This window comes from Mitsuaria sp. BK037 (assembly GCF_014193045.1).
Lineage (GTDB): Bacteria > Pseudomonadota > Gammaproteobacteria > Burkholderiales > Burkholderiaceae_C > Roseateles.
The window spans coordinates 442,693-468,199 of sequence record NZ_JACHYS010000004.1 but is presented as its reverse complement, the minus strand read 5'-3'; the positions used below and the strand labels follow the sequence as shown (position 1 = coordinate 468,199).

The window sequence follows — 25,507 nt, the reverse complement described above, 5'->3', positions numbered from 1 at the left end:
CCCGACGCCACGACGCCACGACGCCACGACGAGGACTCCCATGACAGCCATCCCACCGGGTCTCGAGACCCTGGACTTCCGCTTCGCCGGCACGCGCGCCGTGCCGGCCTTCGCGCCGGTGCTGGTCGGCGTGGTCGGCTCCGGCAACCTCGAGGTGATGCTCGAACCCGGGGACGGCGGCGACTGCGCGGTGCATGTGCAGACCTCCGCGCGCGGCTTCGCGCCGGTCTGGCAGGCGGTGCTCGACGACTTCCACCATCGCCACGACCTGGCCGGCGTGCGGGTGTCCATCAACGACATGGGCGCCACACCCGCCGTCGTCAGCCTGCGCCTGGATCAGGCGGTGCGGGAGCTGCGGCCATGACGGCGACGACGCCCACCGCCCACGCAAACGCCGTGGCCGCGAGCGCCGCGTCCACCAGCGCCGTGGCCGCGAACTCCTACGCCGAGTGCAGCGCGCGCGAGCGGCTCGCGCAGCTGCTCGATCCCGGCAGCTTCCACGAATGGCTGCCGCCCGCCGAGCGCGTCATGAGTCCGCACCTGGCGCAGCTCGGCGTGCCCTCCGCCTTCGACGATGGCGTCGCGATCGGTCGCGCGCGGCTCGACGGACGGACCGTCTTCGTCGCCGCGCAGGAAGGCGCCTTCATGGGCGGCGGCGTCGGCGAGGTGCATGGTGCCAAGCTCGTCGGCCTGCTGCGCCGCGCACTGCGGGAGCGGCCCGCCGCGGTGCTGCTGCTGCTCGATTCCGGCGGCGTGCGACTCCACGAGGCCAACGCGGGCTTGATCGCGGTCTCCGAGGTGATGCGCGCCGTGCTCGATGCGCGCGATGCCGGCATCCCGGTGATCGCGCTGATCGGCGCGGCCAACGGCTGCTTCGGCGGCATGGGGATCGTGGCGCGCTGCACCGATTTCGTCGTCATGAGCGACCTCGGCCGCCTGGCGATGTCGGGGCCGGAGGTCATCGAGGCGTCCCATGGAGTCGAGGAATTCGACGCCCGCGATCGCGCGCTGGTCTGGCGCACCACCGGCGGCAAGCATCGCTGGCTGAGCGGCGACTGTGACGCGCTGGTCGAGGACGAGGTCGTCGCGTTCCGCCGCGCGGCGATCGACGCCATGGACGCGCTGCCCACGGCCCGCGCCGTGACGCTGGAAGCGCTCGAGGCGGAACACGCGCTGCTCGCGCGGCGGTTGGCGCTGCTCGATGCGCCGGTCTCCGGCGACGAGGCGCTGGCGCTGTGGCGCCAGCTGGGTGTCGAGGACGCCGCGAGCGTGCCGGACCTGGACGTGGCCGAGGTCGTTGCGTTGCGCACCGGCGCGGCCGTCCCCGAGCACCGCTGAGCCGATGTGCCGATGTGCCGATGAACCGATGAGCCGCTGAACCGCGAAGGAGTTCGAACATGGACTGGAAGAACTTGGCCGAGGCGCTGTTCGGCTCGGACCGCGGGCTGACGCTGGACGGCGAGCTGCTGCACGGCGAGGCCGCGCTCGACGATGAACCGCTGACCGTCGTCGGCACGACCGGGCATGCGCCGATCGGCGTTCGGCTCGCACTGGCGCAGGCGCGCGTGGTGCTGGACACCGTGGCCCGCCATCCGGGCCGGCCGATCCTGCTGTTGATCGACACCCAGGGACAGCAGTTGCGGCGGCGCGATGAGCTGCTGGGCATCAACCGCGCGATGGCCCATCTGGGCATGAGCATCGACCTCGCGCGCCGGCGCGGGCATCGCGTGCTGGGCCTGGTCTACGACCAGGCGCTGTCGGGCGGCTTCATCACGTCGGGCCTGATCGCCGACGCCTGCGATGCGCTGCCGCAGGCGGAGATCCGCGTGATGCGCATTCCAGCGATGTCGCGGGTGACCAAGCTGCCGGAGGCGATGCTGACCGGGCTGTCCCGGACCAACCCGGTCTTCGCGCCGGGCGTCGAGAACTACGTCGCGATGGGCGGTGTGCGGCGCGTGTGGACCGGCGACCTGCGGGCCGCGCTGCGCCAGGCGCTGGCCGATGCGCCGACCGAGGACCGCCGTGCGCTCGATGGCGCACAGCGCGGCGGTCGCCGGCTCGCTGCGGCCGTGATGGACCGCGTGCTGGAGGCGCCATGACCCGCCTGCATCGACATCAACTCGTGCATCCGTCGCCCGCGGCCTGGGAGCGCCTGCGCGCGGGCGCTCGCGACGCGGTCGAGCGGGAATGCATGATGCTGTGGGCCGCGCGTGGCCTGCCGCTGGTGGTCACGCAGCAGCGCTGCGACGCCGGCCCGGCCGTCGACTCGACCGCTGGCGGCATCGCGACGGGCCTGTCCGCGCCGCTGCGCTGGGAATCCCGCCGGCTTGGCGTGATGCTCACGCGGAGCGAGGTGCTGTTCTTCGACGAGTTCCCCGTCGCGCGCGCGCTGACCAAACTGCTGCCCGCCGCGGCGCGGCCCGCGTGGGATCGGCTGTGCCGGTCCGCCGCTGCGGACGGCGTCCAGTCGCGCGTCTACGGCAGCTACGGCTGGCAGGCCTTGACCGGCATGGCGCATGTGCGTGCGGATTCGGATGTGGACCTCTGGGTGGGCGTCCAGGATGCGGCCCAGGCCGACACGATCGCCGCGTTGCTCGCGCGCACCGAGATCCCCGGGCTGAGGCTTGATGGAGAGCTGATCTTCGACGGCGACACCGCGGTGTCGTGGCGCGAGTGGTTGACCTGGCGCGCCGGCGGCAGCCGCTCGATCCTGGTGAAGACCCTCAGCGGCAGTCGACTGGCCAGCGATCTGGGCGAGATCGTCCGCGACATGAAGGTGGCGGCATGAGCGCGCCAGCGCAGCAGAGGCCGCTGGGCCGGCGCCCACGCGACGCCGACGCGATCCTGGCGCCCGTGGCCCGCGACCTCGGCCGCGCCGCCGCAGCCGCGCTGTACGACGAGCTGGCGCTGTCGCCCAAACCGGGTCTAGTCACCCTGATCAGCAACGGCAGCCATGACGACATGGACGCGAGGACCTTCTTTCGCAGCATCGCCGCGCTGCGCGGCTACTTCGTCCGGATTGCCAGGCTGGGCATGGCCGGCGCGGACTTCGAGGCCCTGGAGCGAGCCGGCATCGAGGCCGAGGCCCGCATGCTCGCGGCGACCGGAGGCATCAACACCCATCGCGGCGCGATCTTCCTGCTGGGGCTGCTGTGCGCGAGTGCTGGCGCGCTCATCGCCGCCGGCCGACCGCTGACGCCGGCGGCGCTGCAGGCGATGCTCGACGAGCGTTGGGGCGCGGCGCTGCATCGGCGCGCGCAGCGTCCGTCGATGTTGCCCGGCGGCATGGCCGCGCGGCGGCACGGGCTTCGCAGTGCGTCGGAAGAAGCGGCGCTCGGATTTCCCGCTGTCTTCGACGTGGGCGTGCCCGCGATGCGGTCGGCGCGCACGCGCGGCCTGTCGCACGAGCGCGCACAGCTCGACACCTTCTTCCATTTGATGGCTGCCCTCGACGACAGCAACCTCGCGCATCGCGGCGGCCTGGAGGGTCTGCGATTCGCGCAGCAGACGGCGCGCGGATTCCTCGCCGACGGCGGCGCCGCTCATCCCTTTGCCACCGCACGGGCTGAGGCACTCGGTCAGGAATTCGAGGTGCGCCGGCTATCGCCCGGCGGCTCCGCCGACATGCTGGCCGCCGTCTGTTGGATGGTTCGCATCGGCGCGGTCGATGCGGTCGATGCGGTCGACGGCCGGTGAACACCTCGGGCAGTGCTCGTGAGCGTCGCGATCGTCTTCAGCGGGCAAGGCCACCAACATCCGGCGATGCTGCCGTGGTTGCGGCATGACGCGGCGATCGCCGCGATGGCGGCACGGCTTGGCGTCGAGGACTGGCGGGCCGCGCTCGCCGACGAGGCATGGGCTCACGCCAACCGACATGCCCAGGTGCTGATCACCGCGACCGCAGTGTCGGCCTGGACTCAACTCCATGACGCGTTGTGCGTCGCGTCGATCGAGGTCGACGCCCTCGCCGGCTACAGCGTCGGCGAGCTCGCCGCCTGTGCGGCGGCCGGCGTGTTCAGTCCGGACCGAGCGGTCGCGCTGGCGTCGCGTCGGGCCGCGCTCATGGATGCCGCAGGCAGCGCGGAGCGCGGTGGCCTGTGCGGCGTTACCGGTCTCGACGCGGCCGTGGTGGACGAACTCCTGCGCGGCTCGGCGGTGACCGTCGCCATTCGCAATGGCGAGGATTCGGTGGTGATCGGCGGGCCGCTGAGCGACTCGCACGCATACGGGTCTGAGGCGCTGCCTCCGGCGGACGGATCGCTCGACGCGGTCGATGCCGCGCTGGCTGAACGCGGCGCGCGCTGCACGCGCCTGGCGGTCACGGTGGCATCGCACACACCGCTGATGCGGACGGCCGCCGAGGCTTTCGCCGTCGAGTTGGCAGGCGCGGCGATGGAAGCGCCCGCACTGCCGGTGTTCGACAGCGACGGCAATCGCAGCTGGACCGCCGAGCAGGCGCGTGACGGGCTGTCGCGACAGATCGCCACGACGGTGCGATGGGATGCGGTGATGGACCAGTTGGCGGCGCGCGCGCCGTCGTGCGTGCTGGAGATCGGCGGCGGCCAGGCGCTCGCTCGGCTCTGGCAGCGGCGTCATCCGGCGATCCCCGCGCGGTCGGCGGACGAGTTCCGCACCGTCGACGGCGTGATCGCGTGGATCGAGCGTTGCAACACCTGAGCGCGACCGGCGACCGGCAGCCAGCGGTCGGCGGTCAACGGTCGGCAATGCGATATGCGAGCGGCGACCTGCGCGCGGGTTCACCCTCGATCGTTGCGGCGCGCGTAACGGTCCGCTTGGGAGCTTGATTGAAGCGGGCTCGCGCGCTGGATACCGTGCGACCCGATGAGAAACCGATGAAGAACGGAGCGGCCGGTGCTCGACATGCCGGACCGCCGCAACAGGAGACAGCGATGACCACACACTGGATGTCGATCCTTCCGCTCGGGGCCATGTTCGTGGTGGCCACCGCCCTGCCCATCAACATGGGCGTGCTCGCCTTCGTCGGCGCCTTTCTGGTGGGCACGCTGGTGGCCGGCATGAGCGCGAAAGCGATCATGGCCGGCTTCCCGGCCGAGCTCTTCCTGACGCTCGCCGGCATCACCTACCTCTTCGCCCTCGCGCAGAACAACGGCACGATCGACTGGCTGGTGCGACTGGCCGTGCGCGCGGTGCGGGGCCGCATCGCCGCCATCCCGTGGATCATGTTCCTGGTGGCGGCGCTGCTGACCTCGGTCGGTGCGGTGAGCCCGGCGGCGGTGGCGATCATCGCGCCCATCGCGCTGGGCTTCGCGGCCCGCCACGGCATCCATCCGCTGATGATGGGCCTGATGGTGATCCACGGCGCGCAGGCGGGTGGGTTCTCGCCAATGAGCATCTACGGCGGCATCACCAACAAGATCGTCGCGAAGGCGGGGCTGCCGCTCAGCGAGGTCACCACCATGCTGGCCAGCTTCGGCGTGAACTTCGCGGTTGCGCTGGGGCTGTTCGTGGCGCTGGGCGGTTTGAAGCTGATGCGACGGGGCCGTGTCGAGGAGGACGGCGAGCTGGCGCCGATTCCTCCGGTGGCGCGCCCGCAGGGTGGGCCGCAAGTCTTCGGCGGTGCGGAGGCCGAGTCGTATGGTGAAGGGCGGCGTGTCGCGGCGAGTCGTTCGTCGATGCTGGGCCAGGTGCAGACGCAGACTTTCCAGGCCACGAGCGTGCATCAGGTCATCACGGCGCTGGGCCTGGTGCTGCTGGCGGTGCTGACGCTGGGCTACAAGCTGGACATCGGTTTCGTGTCGATCACGATTGGCCTGGTGCTGAGCCTGATGCAGCCACGGTTGCAGAAGAGTGCGCTGGGCCAGGTGTCGTGGCCGGAGATCATGTTGATCGTCGGCGTGAGCACGTATGTGGGCGTGATGGAGAAGATGGGGACGATCGACTACGTCGGTCACAGTGTCGCGAACCTGACGTCGCCGCTGATGGCTGCGCTGCTGCTGTGTTTCGTGGGCGCGGTGGTGTCGGCCTTCGCGTCGTCGACGGCGGTGCTGGGCTCGTTGATTCCGCTCGGTGTGCCGTTCCTGACGGGAGACAACGCCGGCATGGCGATTGGTTTCATCGCTGCGATGGCGGTGTCCTCGACGATCGTGGACGTGAGCCCCTTCTCGACGAACGGCGCGCTGGTGCTGGCCAATGCCAAGGGCATGGACCGCGACCGCTTCTTCCGCATGTTGCTGCTCTACGGCGCTGCCGTGACGGTGATTGCCCCGATCGTCGTCTGGTCCCTCTTCGTCCTGCTCTGACCACCGCAGTCCGTCGGGTGCTTGGCCGGGGCTGCCGGCGAAGCCGAAGCTTCGTCATCTGACTGGGGCGCCGTCTGTCTGAGCAGAGCGAGCCGAAGGTGAGCGTCGCGAGTTGGCGCCCTGAGCTTCGGCTTCGCCGGCGGCCCCGGCCAAGCGCCGAGCTCCTCGCGCTGTGCTTCCCGATCAAGCGTCCACAAACGCCGCCGCGATCATTTCCCCTGCGTTGATGGGTGACGGCTCATCGACCCTCGGTGTGTAGATGAGGTCCCCCGCGCGAATGCTGGCGCCGCTGAGCACGCAGATGCCATCGCGTTTGGACGGCACCATGTCCCAGATTTGATAGCCGTAATGGCAGGCGCCTGCGTCGGACCACGAGATGGCGGCTGTGCGCGGCGTGGGTCGATCGAGGACGTGGATGGTGGGGGGAGGCCGCAGGGAGAGGCTGGTGCTGTCGTGGTTGCGGTTGGAGCGGGCCTTGGAGGTTGAGGGGTGAGGCGTATCGGGCACGCCGCCGTTCCCGAGCCAAGACACCGTGCGCAGCCAACCGTCGCGCGTTGGATCGTTTGCCAGATTGCTGTGCATGCCGCACCGCCTTTCACGTCCGCCGACAATCGGCGTCGAAGCCTGAAATAATTCAACGGGTGATGAATATAACAAAGGCAGCCAGCGCATGAATAAGACCCCAAGGACCGTCGGGGCGCCGCGGCGTCGCGGACGGCCGAGCGCGGATTGCGCCCGCGGCGCCGATGAACTGCTGCGCGTCGCGCGGCGCACCTTTGCGCTGCGGGGATATGAAGCCACCAGCGTCCGTGAGATCGCGCGCCAGGCCGAGGTCGATCCGGCGCTGATCGCCCATCATTTCGGATCGAAGGAAGCGCTGTGGCTCGCGGTGGTGGAGCAGATCAGGGAGCTCCTCGAGCCGATGCTGGAGACGACGGCGGCGCTGCGCGCCGACGCCTCGCTGGGACCGCGGCAGCGGGTCGAGCACTGCCTGCTGGCGTTCATCGACCGCGTCTTCGAGCACCCGGACATCGGCATCTTCTTCTCGACGGCGGCGACCGAGGAAGGCGAGCGGCTCAACGTGCTGGTCGACGTGATGGTGCGGCCTTTCCACGCCGTCTGCCTGCCGCTGTTCAGCGACGCGATGGATGCCGGCGAGCTGCGCCGCAGCGATCCGGCGCTGCTGTTCTCGGTGCTGATGCAAGGCATCAGCAAGACGGTGGCGTATGCGCATGTGCTGCGCGCGGTCTCCCCGCTGCCGGACGACCCGGGCCGCTTCAAGCGCGAGCTCACGGACGTGGCACTGCACCTGCTGCGCTGATCGCTCGAGCGCGGCGATGCGCCGCCATCGCCGGTGCCGCGATGTGTCCTCGCGCATCGGATCGTCTTTCCTTCCCAGGCCGGATACACGGGCATACGAAAGCCGTATCGCCCATCGGTCCGCGCTCGAAGAATCCGCTCCATCGCAGCCTCCCGCTGCTGGCCTGGAAAGGATTCCCCATGCGATCGATCTCCCGACGTTCCCTGCTCCCGCTGGCGCTGGCCGGTGCCGCCGCCGCGGCCGCCGTGGCACTCTCCCTGCCGACGATGTCCACCGACGCGGCGGCCGCCTCGCTGCTGGGCGGCGGCCGCATGACCGGCAAGCCGGCGCCCGCCTTCGCCGGCATCAACAGCTGGGTCAACAGCCCACCGCTGAAGATGGAGGAGCTGCGCGGCAAGGTGGTGCTGGTCGACTTCTGGACCTACACCTGCATCAACTGCCTGAACGCCCTGCCCTACGTGAAGGCCTGGCATGAGAAGTACAAGGACCAGGGGCTGGTCGTCGTCGGCGTGCATTCGCCCGAATACGAGGAAGAGAAGTCGCTGGCGGGCTTGAAGGAGGCCATCACGCGGCTGGGCATCACCCATCCGGTGGCGCAGGACAACGACTTCAAGACGTGGAAGAACTACAGCAACCGCTACTGGCCGGCGCTGTATCTCGTCGACAAGCAGGGCAAGGTCGTCTACACCCACTTCGGCGAGGGCGCCTACCAGCAGACCGAAGCGCAGATCCAGGCGCTGCTGAAGCAGCCGGCCTAATCGCGACCCTCGACGGCCATCGACAGCACGTAGCCCTCGCTGCGGACCGTCTTGATGTATTTGGGCTCGCGCGCGTCGTCGCGCAGCCGCTGGCGGATGCGGCTGACGAGCAGGTCGATCGAGCGCTCGAAGAGCTCGGCCTCGCGCCCCTGCGTGAGGCCGAGCAGCTGGTCGCGGCTCAGCACCCGCTGCGGATGGTCCAGGAACACGCGCAGCAGCCGGTACTCCGCGCCGCTGAGCGGCACCACCGTGCCCTGGGCATCGACCAGGTGACGCTCGATCGTGTCCAGCACCCAATCGCCGAAGGCCAGTCGCGGCGACTCGTCCGACGAGCGCATGTTGGGCGGCAGCATGCGCGCGCGCCGCAGCACCGACTTGATCCGCGCCAGCAGCTCGCGCGCCGCGAAGGGCTTGGCCAGGTAATCGTCCGCGCCCATCTCCAGGCCAAGGATGCGGTCGGCCTCGTCGCCCCGCGCGGTCAGCATGATGACCGGCGTCGCCTTGTGCCGGCCGGCCCGCAGGTCTCGACACAGCGACAGGCCATCCTCGCCCGGCAGCATCAGGTCCAGGATCACCAGGTCGAAGGGGCCGCCGGTCTCCATCGCGATGCGCATGTGCCGGCCGGTCGGCACGGCGGTGGCGCGCAGGCCGTTGCGGGTCAGGTAGGTGGTGAGCAACTCGCGGATCTCGCGGTCGTCGTCGACGATCAGGACATGGTCCTGGGTGGGCGCGGTCGTCTGCATGGGCGTGGAAGGCGGAACGCTGGGACGGGATGAGCCGGAATGTAGCGGCCCGCGGCCCGCGTGGCGTCGGCCGGGGCAATGTTGTGTCTCCGGTGCGGGACGCGGATACACGCCCATACAAAGCCCGCCACAAATCGGAGCCGCGCGCCTATAAACCAGCCTGCGGCGCCGCCGCCGCCCTTCGACCTCATCCCCAGCGTCACCGCACCGGAGATCCCCGTGAGCCGCGTCATCGACTACTTCCTCGCTCCCCACAGCCCCTGGACCTACCTCGGCCACGAGCGCTTCGTCGCCATCGCGCGCGAGGCGGGCGCCACGGTGCGCCCGATCCCGATCGACCTGCTCAAGCTGTTCTCGGTCTCCGGCGGCCTGCCGCTGTCGCAGCGCCCCGCCCAGCGCCAGGCCTATCGTTTGCTGGAGCTGCGGCGCTTCTCGCGCCATCTGGGCATGCCGATGCATGTGGAGCCGACCTTCTTTCCCGTCGTGCCGCATACGGCGGCGCGGCTGATCATCGCGGTCGACGAGGCCGACGGCGCGGAGGCGGCGCTGCGCCTGACCGGCGCGTTGCTGCGTGCGGTCTGGGAGCAGCAACGCGACATCGCCGACGCCGCCACGCTGACCGCCATCCTGGGCGAGCAAGCCCTGCCCGCCGAGCGCCTGGCCCGCTCCGCCGCCGACGACATCGGCGCGCGCTACGACGCCAACACGCAGCGCGCGATCGATGCTAGCCTGTTCGGTGCCCCCAGCTACGTCATCGATGGCGAGCTGTTCTGGGGCCAGGACCGGCTGGACTTCGTGCAGCGCGCGCTGGCCGCCGACCGGACATGAGCGCCCTCCGCGCTCCGGGCGGCGCCAGCGCGAACCCGCCGCCGCGACCGCGCCGCTTCGGGCCCCGCACGCTCTTCGCGCGCGTGTTCTGGATGATGGTGCTGGGCATCGCGATCGCACAGGCGCTGGCCTACGTCGCGATCCGGCAGGAGCGCTCGATGGCGCTGCGCTCGCTGATGATGTCGGGCATCGAGCGCGACATCGCCACCGGCGTCGCCGTCCTCGACCGCCTGCCGCCCGCCGAGCGCGCCACGTGGCTGAACCGCCTGGAGCGGCCCAACTTCCGCTTCGCGCTCGCCGACGAGATTGATGCGCAGGCGGGACCGGTCGATCACACCGAATTCAGCGGCGCGTTCGTCGACGCGTTGACGCAGGCGTTGCGGCCCTTCCGCATCGAGCGCGTCGCGCAGGTCGGCGCGCGGCGCTATCAGTTGCTGGTCCGCCTGGGCGACGGCACCGCCGTCACCGTGCATGCGCGCCGCGTCGACATGCCCATCCCCGAGTGGGTCACCTGGGTGCTGGTGGCGCAGTTGGTGGTGTTGACCTTCTGCACCTGGATGGCGGTGCGGCTGGTGACGCGACCGCTGAACGCGCTGGCGACGGCGGCCGACGATCTCGGCCCGGACCTCACGCCGCGCCTGATCGCCGAGGACGGCCCGGCCGAGGTGGCCCATGCCGCGCGCGCCTTCAACGCGATGCAGCAGCGCATCGCCGGCTACACCGCCGAGCGGGTGGAGATCCTGGCGGCGATCTCGCACGACCTGCAGACGCCGATCACGCGGATGCGGCTACGCGCGGACCTGATGGCCGACGAGGCGCTGCGCGACAAGTTCCGGCAGGACCTCGACGCGATGCACGCGCTGGTCCGTGAAGGCGTGACCTACGCGCGGACACTGCACGGGACTTCCGAGCCGACCGCGCGCCTGGACACCGACGCATTGCTGGCGAGCATCGTCGGTGACTACGAAGACGCCGGCGAGTCCGTGACGCTCGACGGCGCGGCGGGCGCGCCCATCGTGGCGCCGCCGCAGGCGCTCAAGCGCATCCTGGTCAACCTGATCGACAACGCCCTGGCCTTCGGCGGTGCGGCGGAGATCCAGGTCCGGCGCGACGACGTGCAAGACCCGGCCCCGCGCTTGACGATCGCCGTGCTGGACCGGGGGCCCGGCATCCCGGAGGACCAACTGGGCGAGGTCTTCAAACCCTTCCACCGGCTGGAAACCTCCCGCAATCGCGAGACCGGCGGCACCGGGCTCGGGCTGGCCATCGCCCAGCAACTCGCCACCGCGATGGGGGGACACCTCTCCCTCCATAACCGCCCGGGTGGGGGCCTGGAGGCCAGGCTGAGCCTCCCCGCCTCGCCGCCGACGGCACTGTCCACGACTTCTGTGGACAAGTCTGTTGGCTCAACGGGCAGGGACGGTGCAAGCCGTTGATTCATCACGGAATTCATTGCACTGCCGCGAAATGAGGCAGTGATCCGAATGAGCCATACGGAACGACCTGCGACGGTGCTGCGGCTATCCCCGCGCGCTGTGGACAAGCCTGTTGGCTGCCGCTGCAGGAGCGACGCAAGCTCTTGTCATGCCAGGGAAATTCTTGCTTCGCCTTAAAAACAGGCAGGCCGGCGAGCGGGGCGATTGACGAGCGTCAGGTCTTGACGGCCGGGCCGGGAACCTTAAGCAAGCCACGTTCCCGTCCTGGAGTTGCTCACAGTGCCCACGGGTTGTGCACCGGCGGCTCAGTCTGTCCACGGCTGCTGTGGACAACTCTGTTGGCTGCCCGCGCACGGATGTCGCAAGTGCTTGTCACGGCAAGGAAATGATTGCGGTGCTGCGGAATGAGGCAGCCCCCACAACGGTGGCGTCGGACGCGCGTCTCCCCGCTCGTCAGGCGGTATCGCCAGTCAGCGACTCGACGATCAGCTGCAGGCCCTTCAGCGCCGGCGCGGGATCGTCCGCGAACTGCGCCTGCACGATCGCGCCATCGACGGCCAGGGCGAGCGCGGCCGCCAGCTTCCGGCGTTGCCGCGAAGCGGGCAAGCGCCCGACGATCGCGTCCGTCATGTCCTGCTTGTGGCGCCGCGTGATCTCGACCACCTCGGGCAGCGCGGGTCCCATCTCGCCCACCCCGTTGAGGAACGCGCAGCCGCGGTAGTCGCCCAGGGCCTCGCCACGGAACCATTCGCCCATCGCCGGCACCAGCGCGAGCGCGCCTGGATGCCTGTCGCCATGGCGAGCGAGCGCCTCGCTGAACCACGCCATCCAGCGCGCGTGCCGCATGTCGAGGTAGGCCACGATCAGGTCGTTCTTGCTGGGGAAGTGCCGATAGAAGGTGACCTTGGTGACGCCGGACGCGGCGATCACGCGGTCAATGCCGGTCGCGCGGATGCCCTCGCCATAGAACAGGTCGTGGGCGGTGCGCAGGATGCGATCGCGGGCGGGCAGCTCGCCGATGTCCACGCTGCCATCGATGTCGTTCATGCGGCCATTGTAGACAGACCTGTCTACCTCCGACAGAATGCCGACGTAGACAGACCTGTCTACATGATGTCTCCCAATGAAAGGCCAACGACATGGACTCCCGCCCGCCCCTGCCCCCGTTCACCCGCGACACCGCGATCCAGAAGATCCGTCTGGCCGAGGACGCCTGGAACAGCCGCGACCCGGCGCGCATCGTGCTCGCCTACAGCCCGGACACGCAGTGGCGCAATCGCGCCGAGTTCCCGCGCGGCCGCGCGCAGGCGCAGGCCTTCCTGGAGCGCAAGTGGACGCGTGAACTGGACTACCGCCTGATCAAGGAACTGTGGGCCTTCGAGGGCCACCGCATCGCCGTTCGATTCGCCTACGAATGGCGTGACGACGCCGGCAACTGGTTCCGCAGCCACGGCAACGAGAACTGGGAATTCGACGCGCAAGGGCTGATGACCCACCGCCACGCCAGCATCAACGATCAGCCGATCCAGGCCGCGGACCGCAAGTTCTTCTGGCCGCAGGGCCGCCGCCCCGACGACCATCCCGGCCTGAGCGACCTGAGCCTGTGATCCTCGGCGACGGCACCCGGCCATCATCAGCGGCCGCGGCCGTCAGCGTCCGCCGCCGTGCTCGCGCCATTCGGTCGGCGCGCGCCCGGTGTGCTTCAGGAAGAAGCGCGTGAAGTAGGCCGGATCGGCGAAGCCCAGGCCGTCGGCGATCTGTCGGACCATCAGGTTGGTGTAGCCCAGCTCGCGCTTGGCCTCCAGCAGCACGCGCTGGTGCAGGACGGCGAGCGCCGAGCAGTGCAGATGGCGACGACACAGGCGGTTCAGCTGCGTCGGCGTGATGCCCAGCGGCGCCGCCAGCTCGGCCACCGGCGGCTGACGCCGGTAGTGACGCTCAACCTGCTCGCGATAGCGGGCCAGGTGCTGCAAGGCGCGGCCCTCGCCGGCCGCATGGGTCGCCGGCTCCGCGGCGCCGAAACGCGCCGCCTGCGTCGCCAGCAGTGCCACCGCGTGGTCCAGCGCCGGACCGCGCCAGGCCGCCGCGCCGGCGTAGTCTTCCCTCAGCCCATGGCCGACCGCGAACAGCGCGCGCGTCACCGTCGCGCCGCGTTCCAGCGGCACCAACCGCGGCTCGGCGAGGCTCTCCAGCAAGTCCGGCAGGTGATCGAGCAAGTCCCGCAGCCGGCCCTGGTCCAGCGTCACGACCAGCCCTTCCGTCTCCGGTGCGAAGCGGAAGCCGTGCACCGCCAGCGCCGGCACCCACACCAGCGCGGGCGCACGCAGTTCGCGCTCGTCCTCGTCCATGCGGACCACGACCCGGCCGCGCTCGATCAGCAGCAGCTGCACCAGCGCGCCATGCCGATGCGGCTGGATTTCCCAATTGTGCAAGCGGCTGCGCTCGGCGATCGATTCGAGGTGCAGCCCGTCCAGGGCGGGCGCTTGTCCTTCCTCGCCGTAGAGGGAATACACCGGCGTCGCGCCGGCGCGTGATCGGGAAGAGGACTTCGGGCGCGATTCGGGCATAGGTTCGGATTGTGCAAGCGCGCGTCGGCGCCGTCCATTCACCGCGGATCGTCCGCGCCGTAGGCTGCGCCCATCGGAGACAACACCACGCGCCTCGCCAGAAGGCCGGATTGCCATGAAGACCTTGCGAACCCAGGTGCTGATCGTCGGCGCCGGACCCTCGGGCCTGCTGCTGGGCCAGTTGCTGCACCGCGCCGGCATCGACACGCTGATCGTCGAGCGCCAGACTGCCGACCACGTGCTCTCGCGCATCCGGGCCGGCGTGCTGGAGCAAGGCACCGCCGACCTGATGGACGAAGCTGGCGTCGGCGCCCGCATGCATGCCGAGGGGCTGGTCCACGACGGCTTCGAGCTGGCGGTCGGCGGCGTGCGGCACCGCATCGACCTGCGGCAGCTCACCGGCGGGCATGGGGTGCTGGTCTATGGCCAGACCGAGGTCACCCGCGACCTCATGGCCGCGCGCGACGCCGCCGGGCTGCCCACGCTGTACGAGGCGGCCGAGGTCCGCATCGACGGCTTCCACACCGCGACGCCCCGCGGGCGATGCACGGTGCGCGGCGAGGCGGTCGAGATCCATGCCGATTTCATCGCCGGTTGCGACGGCTTCCACGGCGTGTGCCGCGCGAGCGTCCCGCCGGACGCGATCCGCCTCTACGAGAAGGTCTATCCCTTCGGCTGGCTAGGCCTGCTCAGCGACACGCCGCCGGTGGCCGACGAACTGATCTACAGCCGCCATGCGCGCGGCTTCAGCCTGTGCAGCATGCGCTCGCCGACCCGCAGCCGCTATTACCTGCAGGTGCCGCTGGGCGAGCGCGTGGAGGACTGGACCGATGCCCGCTTCTGGGACGAACTGCGCCTGCGGCTGGATCCCGAGGCGGCGGCCGCGCTGGTCACCGGTCCGTCGCTGGAGAAGAGCATCGCGCCGCTGCGCAGCTTCGTCGCCGAGCCGATGCGCTTCGGTCGCCTGTTCCTGGCCGGCGACGCGGCCCACATCGTGCCGCCGACCGGCGCGAAGGGACTGAACCTCGCGGCCTCAGACGTCCGCTACCTGTCGCAGGCCCTGATCGAGCACTACCGCGAGCGCAGCGATGCCGGACTGGACCACTACTCCGCCCGCTGCCTGGCCCGCGTGTGGAAAGCCGAGCGCTTCTCCTGGTGGCTGACCAGCCTGATGCACAACTTCGACCAGGAACCGGCCTTCCAGGCCAAGCTACAGGAGGCGGAGCTGGACTACGTCCTCGGGTCGGAGGCGGCCCGCCGCGTGCTGGCCGAGAACTACATCGGCCTGCCGTTCTGACCGGCGCCCCCGATAACCCCCGATCGGCCCCGATCAGTCCTCGATCAGTCCGAGGAAGTGATCGAGGATCACGAAGTGGTCCTCGAACAAGCGCGATTCCATCGCCGCCAACTCATCGCGATGGAACCAGCGCGCCTCCTTCACGTCGTCGCAGCCGACGACCTCCGGCAGCGTGCCCATGGCCGGGAACTTGAAGTGGTGGGCCATCGTGATCAGCCGGCCGCGCGCGCTGCGCAGCGGGTCCTCGAAGGTGGCGACGCCGTGCAGCGCCGCGAGGATGGAGGCCGGCAGCAAGGGGAAGCGCGTCTCCTCGATCAGCTCGCGGATCGCGCAGGCCACCAGCTTCTCGCCGCGGTCGAGGTGGCCGCCGGGCACGGCCCAGAGATCCTCGCCGAAAGGGCCCTTGCGCCGCACCAGCAGCACATGGTCGCCGACGGTCACCACCGCGTCGCCGGTCATGTACGCAACCGCGGTGTACTTCTTCCGATAACTCGCCACCGCGGCATGCTCGGCCTTGCGCCGCGCATATTCGGGCAGGCGGCTCCAGGCCTGCAGCCATGCGCGCACCGGCGCGCTGACGTAGGGCGTCATGACGGTCAGCGCCGCGTCCGGATCCTCGGCCTCGAAGAACACCTGCCGCATCGCCGTGGCGTCGACATCGGCCAGGCGGTCCACCAGCTGCTGCCGCCAGCGCGGGAAGTTGTTCAGGTAGTAGCTGGTGTGGTCCTTGCGATGGCCCACCAGCACGATGTCGGCCTCCTCGCCCGCCAGCGCTCGCACGCCCAGGGTCACGGCGGCGTTCCAGCGCCGGTCGTCGAAGTAGTCGCGCACCGGCAGCACGTGCAGCCGCTGCCGCTGCGCCTCGCTCAGGTTGGCCAGCAGCATCTGGCGGCGCTCCTCGTGCACGAAGGGATTGCGCGGATCACGCGCCTTGTACGAGGAGCCCAGCACCGCGATCACCTCGTCCGCCAGGCCGAAGGCCGCCTGGAACAGCGCCTCCTGCCCCTGGTGCACCAGCTGCCAACGGCCCACCACCACGGCGACGGTCTTGCGGGTCATGCCTTGTCCTTTCCCTGGGATTCGACGCGCGCCGATGCGGTCATCGGCGCTTCGGTTCAATAGTGCCGCGCCGCGATCGGCAACTGCCGGCCGCTGCCGAAGGCCCGGGCGCGCAGCCGCACGATCGGCGGCGCCTGGCGGCGCTTGTACTCGTTGCGCGCGATCATGCCCTTGATCCGCGCGAGCAGCGCCTGACCTTCGTCGCTTCCGCGCAGCGCGGCGACGGCCGCCTCGGCCGCGGCGCGTTCGTCGACGGCCAGCCGCTCGCCTTCGATCAGCAGCTTCAGCACCTCGTCCAGCAGCTCGTAGGGCGGCAGGCTGTCGGTGTCGCGCTGGTCCGGCGCCAGCTCGGCGCTCGGCGGCTTGTCGAGGATGGCGGCGGGAATGAGCTCCCGGCCGGCCACCTCGTTGAGATGCCGGCTCAGCGCGAAGACCTCCGTCTTGTAGAGATCGCCGATCAGGCCGAGGCCGCCGTTGGTGTCGCCGTAGAGCGTGCAGTAGCCGACGGCGATCTCGCTCTTGTTGCCGGTGGTCAGCAGCAGGTGGCCGCGCGCGTTGGACACGGTCATCAGGAGCGTGCCGCGCACCCGTGCCTGCAGGTTCTCGAGCGCCAGGCCGGATGGCCGCAGCGCCAGCGTGCTGGCGGCCAGGGTTTCGCCGACCTGGCCGACGATGTCTTCGATCGGGCAGACCTCGAGCGCGATGCCGAGCCGATCGCACAGCGCCTTCGAATCGTCGACGCTGCCGCTCGACGAGAAGCGCGATGGCATGGTGATGGCCATGACCCGGTCCGCGCCCAGCGCCTCGACGGCCAGCGCCAGCGTCAGCGCCGAGTCGATGCCACCGGACGCGCCGACGACGACGCGCTCGAAGCCGCATCGACGCGCGTAGTCCCGCAGTCCCAGCACGATCTGCCGGCGATAGAAGGCCATCGTGTCCAGCCCGGTGGCCGCTGGCGGCAGCGCGCCGCCGTCGAGCGACGCGAAGTGGCCGCGGTCGACCTCGAAGCCCAGGGTCACGACCTGCTCCTCGAAGCGCCGGGCCTCGAAGACGACGCCCGGCTCGGGCTCGATCGCGAAGGATGCGCCGTCGTAGACCAGCTGGTCGTGCCCGCCGATCTGGTTGACGAAGACCAGCGGCAGCCGATGCCGCCAGCAGGCGGCGCGGAAGACCTCGTGGCGCAGCTCGCGCTTGCCGACATGGCTGGGGCTGGCGTTGATCGACACGATCAGGTCGGGCGCCGAATCCGCCAGGCGCTGGAACGGATTGACGGTGTAGTCCTTGCCGTCGTCGTTCCAGCCGTCCTCGCAGATCATGAAGCCCACCTGCGCGCCGCCGATGCGCAGCACGCGGGCGACGTCCGGCCCGGGCTCGAAGTGCCGGCGCTCGTCGAAGACGTTGTAGGTGGGAAGCAGCTGCTTGTGATAGTCCAGTAGCAGCTCGCCGTCGCGGATCACCAGCAGCGAATTGCGGAAGGCCTTGCCGGCGCCCGGGTTGCGGGTCGGCGCGCCGACGACCCAGTGCAGCGAACTCACCTCGCGCGTGGCCGCCAGCAGCGCCGCCATCGCGCGGTCGAGGCGCTCGCGGAAGTCTTCGTCGTCGAGCAGGTCGGCCGGGTAGTAGCCGGTCAGCGACAGCTCCGGAAAGACGACCAGGTCCGCCCCGTCGTGCCGGGCGCGGCGCGCCGCGTCCAGGTGCAGCGCCAGGTTGCCTTCGAGGTAGCCAATGGTGGGATTGATTTGCGCGATGGTGATCTTGAGCATGACTTCGCTCCTCAGCTGGCCCTCACTCGAAAGACCTGCCGCAGGTAGTTGAGGAAGGTCTGGTCGTCGCACAGCGTCTTGCCGGGCGCGTCGGACAGCTTGGCCACCGGCTGGCCGTTGCAGCGCACCAGCTTCATGACGATGTTCAGCGGCTTGGGCCCGAGGTCGTTGGTGAGGTGCGTGCCGATGCCGAATCCGACCGGCACGCGCCGGGCGAAGTGCGCATGCAGGCGGAAGGCCTCGTCGGTGTCGAGCCCGTCGCTGAACACCAGCCGCTTGGTCCGTGCATCGATGCGCAGCGCCGCGTAATGCGCGAGCGCCTTCTCGCCCCATTCGACCGGATCGCCCGAGTCGTGCCGCAGGCCATCGAAGAGCTTGGCGAAGTAGAGGTCGAAGTCGGCCAGGAAGGCGTCCATGCCGATCACGTCGGTCAGTGCGATGCCGAGGTCGCCGCGGAACTCCTGCACCCAGCCCTCCAGCGCCGCCCGCTGCGACAGCCGCAGCTGCACGCCCACGGCCTGCCAGGTCTGCAGGTACTCATGGGCCATCGTGCCGATCGGCACCAGCCCGTGACGCCGCGCCAGCGCCACGTTGGAGCAGCCCTTGAAGACCTGCGGGGCCTCGCGCTTGAGCGTGGCGACGACCTCGTCGTGCCAGGCGCCGGAGAAGCGGCGGCGCAAGCCGAAGTCGAAGCACTCGAAGGGATGGGCTTCGGCGCCCAGCGTCGCGGGCACGGCCGCGGCGTAGTCGCGCAAGCGAGCCGCCTTCGCCGCGAGCCGCGCGCGGCCCTCGGCCAGCACCTCGCGCTCGCGGCCCGCGCACAGGCGGCGGAAGTAGAGCTCGTTGACGATCGCCAGCACGAAGATCTCGAAGCCCATCACGTGGACCTGCGGCCCCTTGGCGACGATGACCAGCTGTCCGGCCTCGGCGCCCTCGCCCGGCCGCGCTTCGATGAAGCGCCGCTGGAAACGGAAGATGCGCAGGAAGTCGATGAAGTCGGCCTTCATGAAGCGCAGTCCGCCCAGGTAGGCGAGTTCCTCGTCACTGAAGCCGAGCGTGCAGAGGTGGTCGAGCTCGCGGTTGACCGCCTCGCAGAGCTCGCTCAGCGGGAAGGCGGGCGTGTTGCGGCAGACGAAGCGGTACTCGGCATCGTTGGCCGGAAATGCGTGCAGCAGCGTCTGCCACATCGTGAACTTGTAGAGATCGGTCTCCAGCAGGGAGCGGATGACAGGCGTGTCGTTCATGAAGCCACCCCGCTCAGGCCGACAGCAGGCCGAGCGCCTGCGCCGCCGTCATCGTCCGCACGCCCAGCGCGCGGGCGCGCTCGACGAAAGCCGAGGCGCCGGCCTCGAAGCCGCCCACCGCGCTCATCGCATCCTCGATCAGCACGACGCGCGCGAGCCGCTCGGGCGTCATCGCCGCGAAGAGGTCTTCCGCCGTCGCCGCGACGCAGTGGCTGCTGGCCTCGCCGGCGATGAAGCTCAGGCCGGGGAAGTCGACGATGCGATCGACCAGCGCCTGATTCGTCTGCGTGCGCGGGTCGCCGTCGACCGGCACCTCGGCGCGCACGGCGCTGTATTGCTCGGTCATCGGATTCAGGCCCTTCAGCACCTTCTCCACCGTGCGCAGGCGCGCCGATTCCCAGCGGCCCAGGGCGTCGGCCAGCGCGCCATGCAAGTTGTGGCCCCAGGTGCCGACGACGCAGTGGGTCGGCCACACCATCAGCACGAACTTCCTCGGGCTGGCTTCAAGCGCGTCGAGGTAGCGCAGCACCGCGTCCCGCAGCGCCGGGTCGCGCGGGGCGTAGCGGCCCTCGCGCACGTCGGCCGCGCGGATCTGCGTGAATGGCGCGACCGGCTGCGGTGCGCCCTCCGCGCCCGGCTGTTGCCAGAAGGCCGGGCGCTCGATCGCGTAGACCGGGTGCGAGTCCAGCGTCACGACGACGTCGCCGATCGCATCGCCGGCCTGGTCCACCAGCGCGGCCAGGCGCTTCATGTCCGCGTCCGCGCCAGTCACCGGCAGCGCGGCGCCGGGGATGTCGCAGAAGTCGTTCTGCGGATCGACGATGAGCAGTTGGGCTTGGCGGTCCATGGGAACTCCGTTTCGGTCTTTTTGATGTCGTGGCGACAGCATACCGCTCTTCGTGCTCGTTTGCACTAAGTCGATATCGCAGACGGCGGATCAGAAGCCACGATTTGTATCCGCATATTTCCTGTGTTCCAGGAGACGGTTTGACGTCGGAGGATTTGACCGCTCATAATTCGTGCTCTTTCGCACTAAGCCTAGCGCCGTGGACTTCGAACGCCCCATCGTCACCGTCGACATCGTGCTGCTCACTCTGCTCGACGGCGCGTTGCACGCCGGCCTGGTACGACGCGACAAGGCGCCGGCGCTCGGCGCCTGGACGCTGCCCGGCGGCTGGGTGCACACCGACCAGGACCAGGACGCCGACGAGGCCGCGGCGCGCATCTTGCGGGACAAGGCGGGGGTGGTCTCGCCCTACCTGGAGCAGCTCAGGACCTTCTCCGGCATGCATCGCGATGCGCGCGGGTGGTCGCTGTCGGTGAGCTACTACGCGGTCGTGCCTGCGCCGGTGGGCGAGCCGTCGGGCGGGCGCTTCCGCTGGGCGCCGGTCGACGGCCTGCGCTCGCTGCCCTTCGACCATGCGCAGATCCTGCGCACCGCCGTCGAGCGCGTGCGGTCGAAGACGCTGTACTCCTCGCTGCCGGTGCACCTGATGCCGGCGCAGTTCACGCTCGGCGAGTTGCAGCGCACCTACGAGCAGGTGCTCGGCGCGGTGCTCGACAAGCGCGGATTCCGCCGCCGCATCGAGGAGCTCGATGTCATCGAGGAAGTCCCCGGCGCCTTCACCAGCGGCGGCAGCCACCGGCCAGCGCAGCTCTACCGCAAGAAGGCCCACGCCCCGGCGCTGAAGACGGCGCCCAGCAACCTGCCGGTCAGCTGAGCGGGCGCGCGCGCCGGGATGTCGGCGAGGCCTCGATCCATTTCCGGGTCTTCATCGGGCGGCGAGTCCCTTCAGCAGCGCCTCGTGGAATTCCTTCGGCGACTCGACCTGCGGCGAGTGGCCCAGCGCCGGGAACTCGACCAGCGCGGCGCCGGGAATCATCTTCGCGGTCGTGCGGCCGAGCGTCGCGTAATCGCCCAGCTGCTCGGCGATCGCCTTGGGCGCGCGGTTGGCGCCGGGCGCGGTGCGGTCCTTGCCGCCGATCATCAGCAGCGTCCGCACCTGCAGATGGGGCAGCTCGTGCACCACCGGCTGGGTGAAGATCATCTCGGAGGTCTGGGCCTGGTTCCAGGCGACGAGCTCACGTCCCGGACCGGCATACAGGCCGGCGGCCATCTCGACCCAGCGGTCGTAGGCCGGCTTCCACTGGCCGTTGTAATAGAAGCGCAACTGATAGGCCTTGATGCTGTCGGCCGTCGTCTTCAGTTCCTGCGCGTTCAGCTGGTCGATGGTCGCGTACGGCACGCCCGCCGCCTGCCAGTCCTCCAGCCCCAGCGGGTTGACGGCGACGAGCTGCTCGACCTGCGCCGGGTACTGCAGCGCGTAGCGCATCGCCAGCATGCCGCCCATCGAGTGGCCGATCACCGTCGCCTTGGCGATGCCCAGCGACTGCAGCAGCGCCTGCGTGTTGGCGGCGAGCTGGTTGAAGCTGAACTGGTAACCGACCGGCTTGGTCGAGGCGCAGAAGCCGACCTGGTCCGGCACCACGACGCGGTAGCCCGCACCGGCGAGCGCCGCGATCGTCTCCGCCCAGGTCGCGCCGCAGAAGTTCTTGCCGTGCAGCAGCACCGCGGTCCGGCCGTTGGGCGGCGCCGTCGGCGCGATGTCCATGTGGACCATCTCCAGCGCCTGGCGCTGCGAATTGAGCTTGAAGCGCTGCTGCGGGTACGGGTACTCGAAACCCTCGAGCCTGGCGCCGTAGCTGGGAGCGGCCTGCGCCGACGTGGCAAGGGACAGCGCCGCGAGCGCGGCGGCGAGAAGCATCTTCATCGGGGACTCCAGTGACGGGGAACGGGCGCGCCGAAGCGAGCAAGTGTCGTTCCCTCCGCCCCGCGCGCCGTCTTCAATGCGGATCGAGATATCCGAAGGTGCCGTGGTCGCGGATCTCCTCGGCGGCCAGGCGGGCCGCCTTCATCGCATGCCGGAACAGCGACATCGCCAGGCTCACGCGCTTGACGCCCGCCTCGCCCAGCTCGCGCACGCTGAACGAGCGTCCCGGGATGCCGGCCATGAAGTTCACCGGCCTGGACACCGACGCGCAGACCTGGCGCACCGCGTCCAGGTCGGGCAGCAGCGGCGCGAACAGCACGTCGGCGCCGGCGCGCTCGAAGGCCTGCAGGCGCCGGATCGTGTCCTCGAGGTCGTTCACGCCGTGCAGGAAATTCTCCGAGCGCGCCGTGACCAGGAAGGGGACCGGCAAGGCCCGCGCGGCCTCGACCGCGGCGGCGACGCGCTCGACGGCCAGGTCGAAGTCGAGGATGGGCGCGCCGCCCTCGCTCGACGCATCCTCGATCGATCCGCCGACCGCGCCCGCTTCCGCCGCCAGGCGGATCGTCAGCGCGCAGTCCTCGGGCCGGTGGCCGAAGCCGTTGCCGAGGTCGGCGCTCAGCGGCAGCGGCGTCGCGCCGGCCAGTTGGCGGATGTGGGCCAGGGTCTCGTCGCGGGTCAGCTGGCCGTCGCGCCGGCCGATGGCTTCGGCGGCCGCGGCGCTCGAGGTCGCCAGCGCGGGAAAGCCCGCCGCCTCCAGCATCCGCGCCGACGCGATGTCCCAGGCGTTGGCGATGACGAAGGGACCCGGGCGCTGATGCAACGCGAACAGGGCGGCAGACTTGTCGGCGGCGGTGGGGGATGCGGTGCTCATCTTGAGGGCCTCGTAAAGAGTGAGGGGGCGGTCTTCGGTGGGAAGAACGGCGCATCCTAGGCCCGGACCCCTGCCGCCGTCTGGCAGCAATCGGACGTCTTCCCGGCCCCCTCGCTCCCCGCCCCGTTCGCGACGGCCGGCCTGGAGACCCTCGAAACGGTGGCGCTCCCGCCACGATTTCGTTGCGATTCCGCCCGAGCGGGGTGCCCGCGCGCGTCCTGCGCACGAAATCCGGCGACCCGAATGTTGCGAACTATTCGCATTTGATAACGTATCGCGTTAGCTGAGCACGCACGGCCCATCGCCGCGCCGCGGGCCTCCCCGACCCACCTCCCCCGAATCCCTGATCTCCGGTCCCCCGGTCCACGTCCATGTCGTCCACCGCGTCCCGCGGCGCCTCGCCGCGCCGGTCCCTGATTTCCCTCTCCGTCCTCGCGCTGCTGGCCCCGCTGGCGGCTGCCGCGCAATCCGCAGCGCCCTCCGAAGCGCCATCCACGGCGACGGACGCGACAGCGTCCGCCCCGGCGCCGGCCAAGCTGCTGGACGAGGTCACCGTCAACGGCGTGCGCAAGAAGACCTTCGCGCCGACGACGGTGCGGGTCGGCGCCTTCCGCGACCAGGACCCGCTGGACGTGCCGCTGACCAACAGCGTGATGTCGCGCGACCTGCTCGACGCGCAGGCCGCGCAGGGCCTGTACGACGCGCTGAAGAACACCGCCGGCGTGACCCGCTCGCAGGTCAGCGGCTCGACCTACGACAACCTGTCGATCCGCGGCATCGTCGTCGAGAACCGCGGCAACTACCGCCTCAACGGCAACCTGCCCATCGTCAACCTGATCGACATCCCGCTCGAGAACAAGGAGCAGGTGGAGGTGCTGAAGGGCGCGTCGTCGATGTACTACGGCATGGTGCCGCCCTCGGGCATCGTCAACTTCGTGACCAAGCGGGCCGGCCCGACGCCGGTCACCTCGCTGACGACCACCTTCAACGACCACGGCGGCATGAAGGCCCACGTCGACATCGGCCGCCGCTTCGGCGCCGACGACAGCATGGGCCTGCGCCTGAACGCCGTCACCAGCAAGGAAGCCACCGGCATCGACCGCTACGAGGGCCACCGCGACCTGGTGGCCGTCGCCTACGACTGGCGCGCGACCTCGTGGGCCAACCTGAAGGTGGACGTCGAGCATTACCGCAAGAACGTCAGCGAGCAGGGCGCGATCACGCTGCCGGCCGCGGTCAACGGCGTGATCACGCTGCCGCGCGTGCCCGACAACACCACCAACATCGCGCCCGAATGGGCCCGCTACGACGCCGAGGCCACCAACGTCCTGGTGCGCGGCGACTTCGCGCTCAGTGACGACTGGGTGCTGAGCGTCGAGTCCGGTCGCGCCAACACCCAGCGCGATCGCAACTACACGACGCTGACCAACTACAACACGCAGACCGGCGCCGGCACCGCCAACATCTCGGTGCTCAAGGGCCAGGAGTACACCAACACCAACCACCGCGTCGAGGCGATCGGCCGCTTCGCCACGGCCGGCATCGGCCACGAGCTGACGATCGGCGCCACCTACAACCGGCGCGCCTCGGCCGGCTGGTTCAACGGGACGGCGCGCGCGGCGCAGAACCTGTACGACCCGGTCGACATCGCGCCGGTCAGCCCGACGCTGACGCAGACCGGCTTCCCGTCCGAGGTCAACGACCGCGGCCTCTACGTCTTCGACCGGATGAGCTTCGGCGAGCAGTGGCAGCTGCTGGCCGGCCTGCGCAAGACGGTGTACCGCAGCGAGGCGAGCAATCCCTCGTCGCCGGTGCCGACCTACCGCGCCGACAAGGTGACGCCCAACGTCTCGGTGATGTGGAAGCCGCTGAAGGACCTGAGCGTCTACGCCAGCGCGCTGCGCGGCCTGGAGGAGACCGGCACCGCGCCGCTGAACACCGACAACTTCGGCCAGGTGCTGCCGCCGGCGGTGAGCCGCCAGCACGAACTCGGCGTGAAGGCCCGCCTGGGCGCGGTGCTGCTGCAGACGGCGCTGTTCCAGACCGACCGCCCGCTGGCCACGACGATCAACCGCGTCTACCAGGTCGGCGGCGAGACCCGCTACCGCGGCCTGGAGTTCTCCGCCAGCGGTGAGATCGGCCGCGACTTCGCGCTGGTGGTCTCCGGGGTGGTGCTGGACGCGGAGATCACCAAGGTCGGCACCGGCAACCCGCTGGAGCTGGGCAAGACGCCGGAGAACACGCCGAAGAACACGCTGGGCGTGTTCGGCGAGTACCGGCTGCCGATGGTGCCGGGCCTGGCGCTGAACGCGGGGGTCTATCACGTCGGCAAGCGTGCGGTGAACAACAGCAACCAGGCCTGGGTCGACGGCTACCAGACGCTGTCGCTGGGCGCGCGCTACCAGACGCGGATCTTCGACAAGGCGGTCAACCTGCAGGCCAACCTCGACAACGCGACCAACAAGAACTACTGGAGCACCGCCGGCAACGGCCTGCTGGGCGTCGGCGCGCCGCGCACGCTGCGCCTCACCGCCAAGGTCGACTTCTGACCGCCGGCCCGGGAGCGAG

At 70.1% G+C, this 25,507-nt stretch carries 25 protein-coding genes; 15 read left to right on the top strand and 10 right to left on the bottom strand.

Annotated features, from left to right (window positions below; all coding sequences use genetic code 11):
• Positions 1-40 precede the first annotated feature (40 nt).
• The 7 genes from mdcC to FHT37_RS22995 all read left to right on the top strand — a co-directional run bounded on the left by mdcC (position 41) and on the right by FHT37_RS22995 (position 6,281).
• Positions 41-364, top strand: a complete 324-nt coding sequence (mdcC, locus tag FHT37_RS23025; RefSeq protein ID WP_183485014.1) for a malonate decarboxylase acyl carrier protein — start codon at positions 41-43, stop codon at positions 362-364.
• On the top strand, positions 361-1,338 hold the full coding sequence (locus FHT37_RS23020; protein ID WP_183485011.1) for a biotin-independent malonate decarboxylase subunit beta: 978 nt from the start codon (positions 361-363) through the stop codon (positions 1,336-1,338). The genes mdcC and FHT37_RS23020 overlap by 4 nt, the downstream gene beginning before the upstream one ends.
• Before the next feature lie 59 nt (positions 1,339-1,397).
• Complete coding sequence (locus FHT37_RS23015) at positions 1,398-2,099, top strand: biotin-independent malonate decarboxylase subunit gamma (protein WP_183485008.1); 702 nt, start codon at positions 1,398-1,400, stop codon at positions 2,097-2,099.
• Positions 2,096-2,788 (top strand): malonate decarboxylase holo-[acyl-carrier-protein] synthase, encoded by a 693-nt coding sequence (gene mdcG / locus FHT37_RS23010; RefSeq protein ID WP_183485005.1) that lies wholly within the window; start codon positions 2,096-2,098, stop codon positions 2,786-2,788. The genes FHT37_RS23015 and mdcG overlap by 4 nt, the downstream gene beginning before the upstream one ends.
• Positions 2,785-3,696 carry a triphosphoribosyl-dephospho-CoA synthase MdcB gene (gene mdcB, locus FHT37_RS23005; protein ID WP_183485002.1) on the top strand — a complete coding sequence of 304 codons (912 nt, stop codon included), beginning with the start codon at positions 2,785-2,787 and terminating at the stop codon, positions 3,694-3,696. Before mdcG ends, mdcB begins: the two co-directional genes overlap by 4 nt.
• 18 nt (positions 3,697-3,714) lie before the next feature.
• Entirely contained in the window at positions 3,715-4,677 is a 963-nt protein-coding gene (locus FHT37_RS23000; RefSeq protein ID WP_183484998.1) for an acyltransferase domain-containing protein, read from the top strand.
• A gap of 233 nt (positions 4,678-4,910) precedes the next feature.
• Positions 4,911-6,281: an SLC13 family permease gene (locus tag FHT37_RS22995; RefSeq protein ID WP_183484996.1), complete on the top strand. Its 1,371-nt coding sequence runs from the start codon at positions 4,911-4,913 to the stop codon at positions 6,279-6,281.
• 183 nt (positions 6,282-6,464) lie between these two features.
• On the opposite strand, the gene FHT37_RS22990 is transcribed toward FHT37_RS22995, so the two are convergent.
• Positions 6,465-6,863: a DUF3331 domain-containing protein gene (locus tag FHT37_RS22990; protein ID WP_183484993.1), complete on the bottom strand. Its 399-nt coding sequence runs from the start codon at positions 6,861-6,863 to the stop codon at positions 6,465-6,467.
• Positions 6,864-6,951: 88 nt separating this feature from the next.
• Here FHT37_RS22990 and FHT37_RS22985 point away from each other — a divergent pair, with 88 nt between their 5' ends.
• Together FHT37_RS22985 and FHT37_RS22980 are read left to right on the top strand one after the other, a co-directional pair.
• Positions 6,952-7,602: a TetR/AcrR family transcriptional regulator gene (locus tag FHT37_RS22985; protein ID WP_183484990.1), complete on the top strand. Its 651-nt coding sequence runs from the start codon at positions 6,952-6,954 to the stop codon at positions 7,600-7,602.
• A 179-nt stretch (positions 7,603-7,781) separates the two neighbouring features.
• Positions 7,782-8,360: a thioredoxin family protein gene (locus FHT37_RS22980; protein ID WP_183484987.1), complete on the top strand. Its 579-nt coding sequence runs from the start codon at positions 7,782-7,784 to the stop codon at positions 8,358-8,360.
• Here FHT37_RS22980 and FHT37_RS22975 read toward each other — a convergent pair.
• Positions 8,357-9,103 carry a response regulator gene (locus tag FHT37_RS22975; protein WP_091721057.1) on the bottom strand — a complete coding sequence of 249 codons (747 nt, stop codon included), beginning with the start codon at positions 9,101-9,103 and terminating at the stop codon, positions 8,357-8,359. The two genes, FHT37_RS22980 and FHT37_RS22975, sit on opposite strands and share 4 nt — an antisense overlap.
• A gap of 219 nt (positions 9,104-9,322) precedes the next feature.
• Here FHT37_RS22975 and FHT37_RS22970 point away from each other — a divergent pair, with 219 nt between their 5' ends.
• Complete coding sequence (locus FHT37_RS22970) at positions 9,323-9,931, top strand: 2-hydroxychromene-2-carboxylate isomerase (protein WP_183484984.1); 609 nt, start codon at positions 9,323-9,325, stop codon at positions 9,929-9,931.
• Positions 9,928-11,367 carry an ATP-binding protein gene (locus FHT37_RS22965; protein ID WP_183484981.1) on the top strand — a complete coding sequence of 480 codons (1,440 nt, stop codon included), beginning with the start codon at positions 9,928-9,930 and terminating at the stop codon, positions 11,365-11,367. Before FHT37_RS22970 ends, FHT37_RS22965 begins: the two co-directional genes overlap by 4 nt.
• A gap of 453 nt (positions 11,368-11,820) precedes the next feature.
• Here FHT37_RS22965 and FHT37_RS22960 read toward each other — a convergent pair whose 3' ends face one another.
• A complete protein-coding gene (locus FHT37_RS22960; protein WP_183484978.1) occupies positions 11,821-12,414 on the bottom strand; it encodes a TetR/AcrR family transcriptional regulator in 594 nt (197 codons plus the stop codon).
• Positions 12,415-12,506: 92 nt separating this feature from the next.
• On the opposite strand from FHT37_RS22960, the gene FHT37_RS22955 reads away from it, so the two are divergent.
• On the top strand, positions 12,507-12,974 hold the full coding sequence (locus FHT37_RS22955; RefSeq protein ID WP_183484975.1) for a nuclear transport factor 2 family protein: 468 nt from the start codon (positions 12,507-12,509) through the stop codon (positions 12,972-12,974).
• Positions 12,975-13,016: 42 nt separating this feature from the next.
• On the opposite strand, the gene FHT37_RS22950 is transcribed toward FHT37_RS22955, so the two are convergent.
• Complete coding sequence (locus tag FHT37_RS22950) at positions 13,017-13,934, bottom strand: helix-turn-helix domain-containing protein (protein ID WP_175538155.1); 918 nt, start codon at positions 13,932-13,934, stop codon at positions 13,017-13,019.
• 124 nt (positions 13,935-14,058) lie between these two features.
• Here FHT37_RS22950 and pobA point away from each other — a divergent pair, with 124 nt between their 5' ends.
• Complete coding sequence (gene pobA, locus FHT37_RS22945) at positions 14,059-15,231, top strand: 4-hydroxybenzoate 3-monooxygenase (protein ID WP_183485723.1); 1,173 nt, start codon at positions 14,059-14,061, stop codon at positions 15,229-15,231.
• A gap of 33 nt (positions 15,232-15,264) precedes the next feature.
• On the opposite strand, the gene FHT37_RS22940 is transcribed toward pobA, so the two are convergent.
• From FHT37_RS22940 to FHT37_RS22925, 4 genes are read right to left on the bottom strand one after another with little or no spacing between them, the layout of a single operon-like run.
• Entirely contained in the window at positions 15,265-16,290 is a 1,026-nt protein-coding gene (locus FHT37_RS22940) for an NUDIX domain-containing protein (protein WP_147240757.1), read from the bottom strand.
• Between the two features lie 56 nt (positions 16,291-16,346).
• Positions 16,347-18,053 (bottom strand): NAD+ synthase, encoded by a 1,707-nt coding sequence (locus FHT37_RS22935; protein ID WP_183484972.1) that lies wholly within the window; start codon positions 18,051-18,053, stop codon positions 16,347-16,349.
• Between the two features lie 11 nt (positions 18,054-18,064).
• Complete coding sequence (gene pncB / locus FHT37_RS22930; RefSeq protein WP_183484969.1) at positions 18,065-19,297, bottom strand: nicotinate phosphoribosyltransferase; 1,233 nt, start codon at positions 19,295-19,297, stop codon at positions 18,065-18,067.
• A 13-nt stretch (positions 19,298-19,310) separates the two neighbouring features.
• On the bottom strand, positions 19,311-20,144 hold the full coding sequence (locus FHT37_RS22925; protein WP_183484966.1) for an isochorismatase family protein: 834 nt from the start codon (positions 20,142-20,144) through the stop codon (positions 19,311-19,313).
• 199 nt (positions 20,145-20,343) lie between these two features.
• Between FHT37_RS22925 and FHT37_RS22920 the strand changes: the two genes are divergently transcribed.
• Positions 20,344-21,018, top strand: a complete 675-nt coding sequence (locus FHT37_RS22920) for an NrtR DNA-binding winged helix domain-containing protein (protein WP_183484963.1) — start codon at positions 20,344-20,346, stop codon at positions 21,016-21,018.
• Positions 21,019-21,069: 51 nt separating this feature from the next.
• Here the strand turns inward: FHT37_RS22920 and FHT37_RS22915 are convergent, their stop codons facing one another.
• A complete protein-coding gene (locus tag FHT37_RS22915) occupies positions 21,070-22,068 on the bottom strand; it encodes an alpha/beta fold hydrolase (protein ID WP_183484960.1) in 999 nt (332 codons plus the stop codon).
• A gap of 73 nt (positions 22,069-22,141) precedes the next feature.
• Positions 22,142-22,939: an isocitrate lyase/phosphoenolpyruvate mutase family protein gene (locus tag FHT37_RS22910; protein WP_183484958.1), complete on the bottom strand. Its 798-nt coding sequence runs from the start codon at positions 22,937-22,939 to the stop codon at positions 22,142-22,144.
• A gap of 371 nt (positions 22,940-23,310) precedes the next feature.
• On the opposite strand from FHT37_RS22910, the gene FHT37_RS22905 reads away from it, so the two are divergent.
• Complete coding sequence (locus FHT37_RS22905) at positions 23,311-25,488, top strand: TonB-dependent siderophore receptor (RefSeq protein WP_183484955.1); 2,178 nt, start codon at positions 23,311-23,313, stop codon at positions 25,486-25,488.
• Positions 25,489-25,507: the final 19 nt, after the last annotated feature.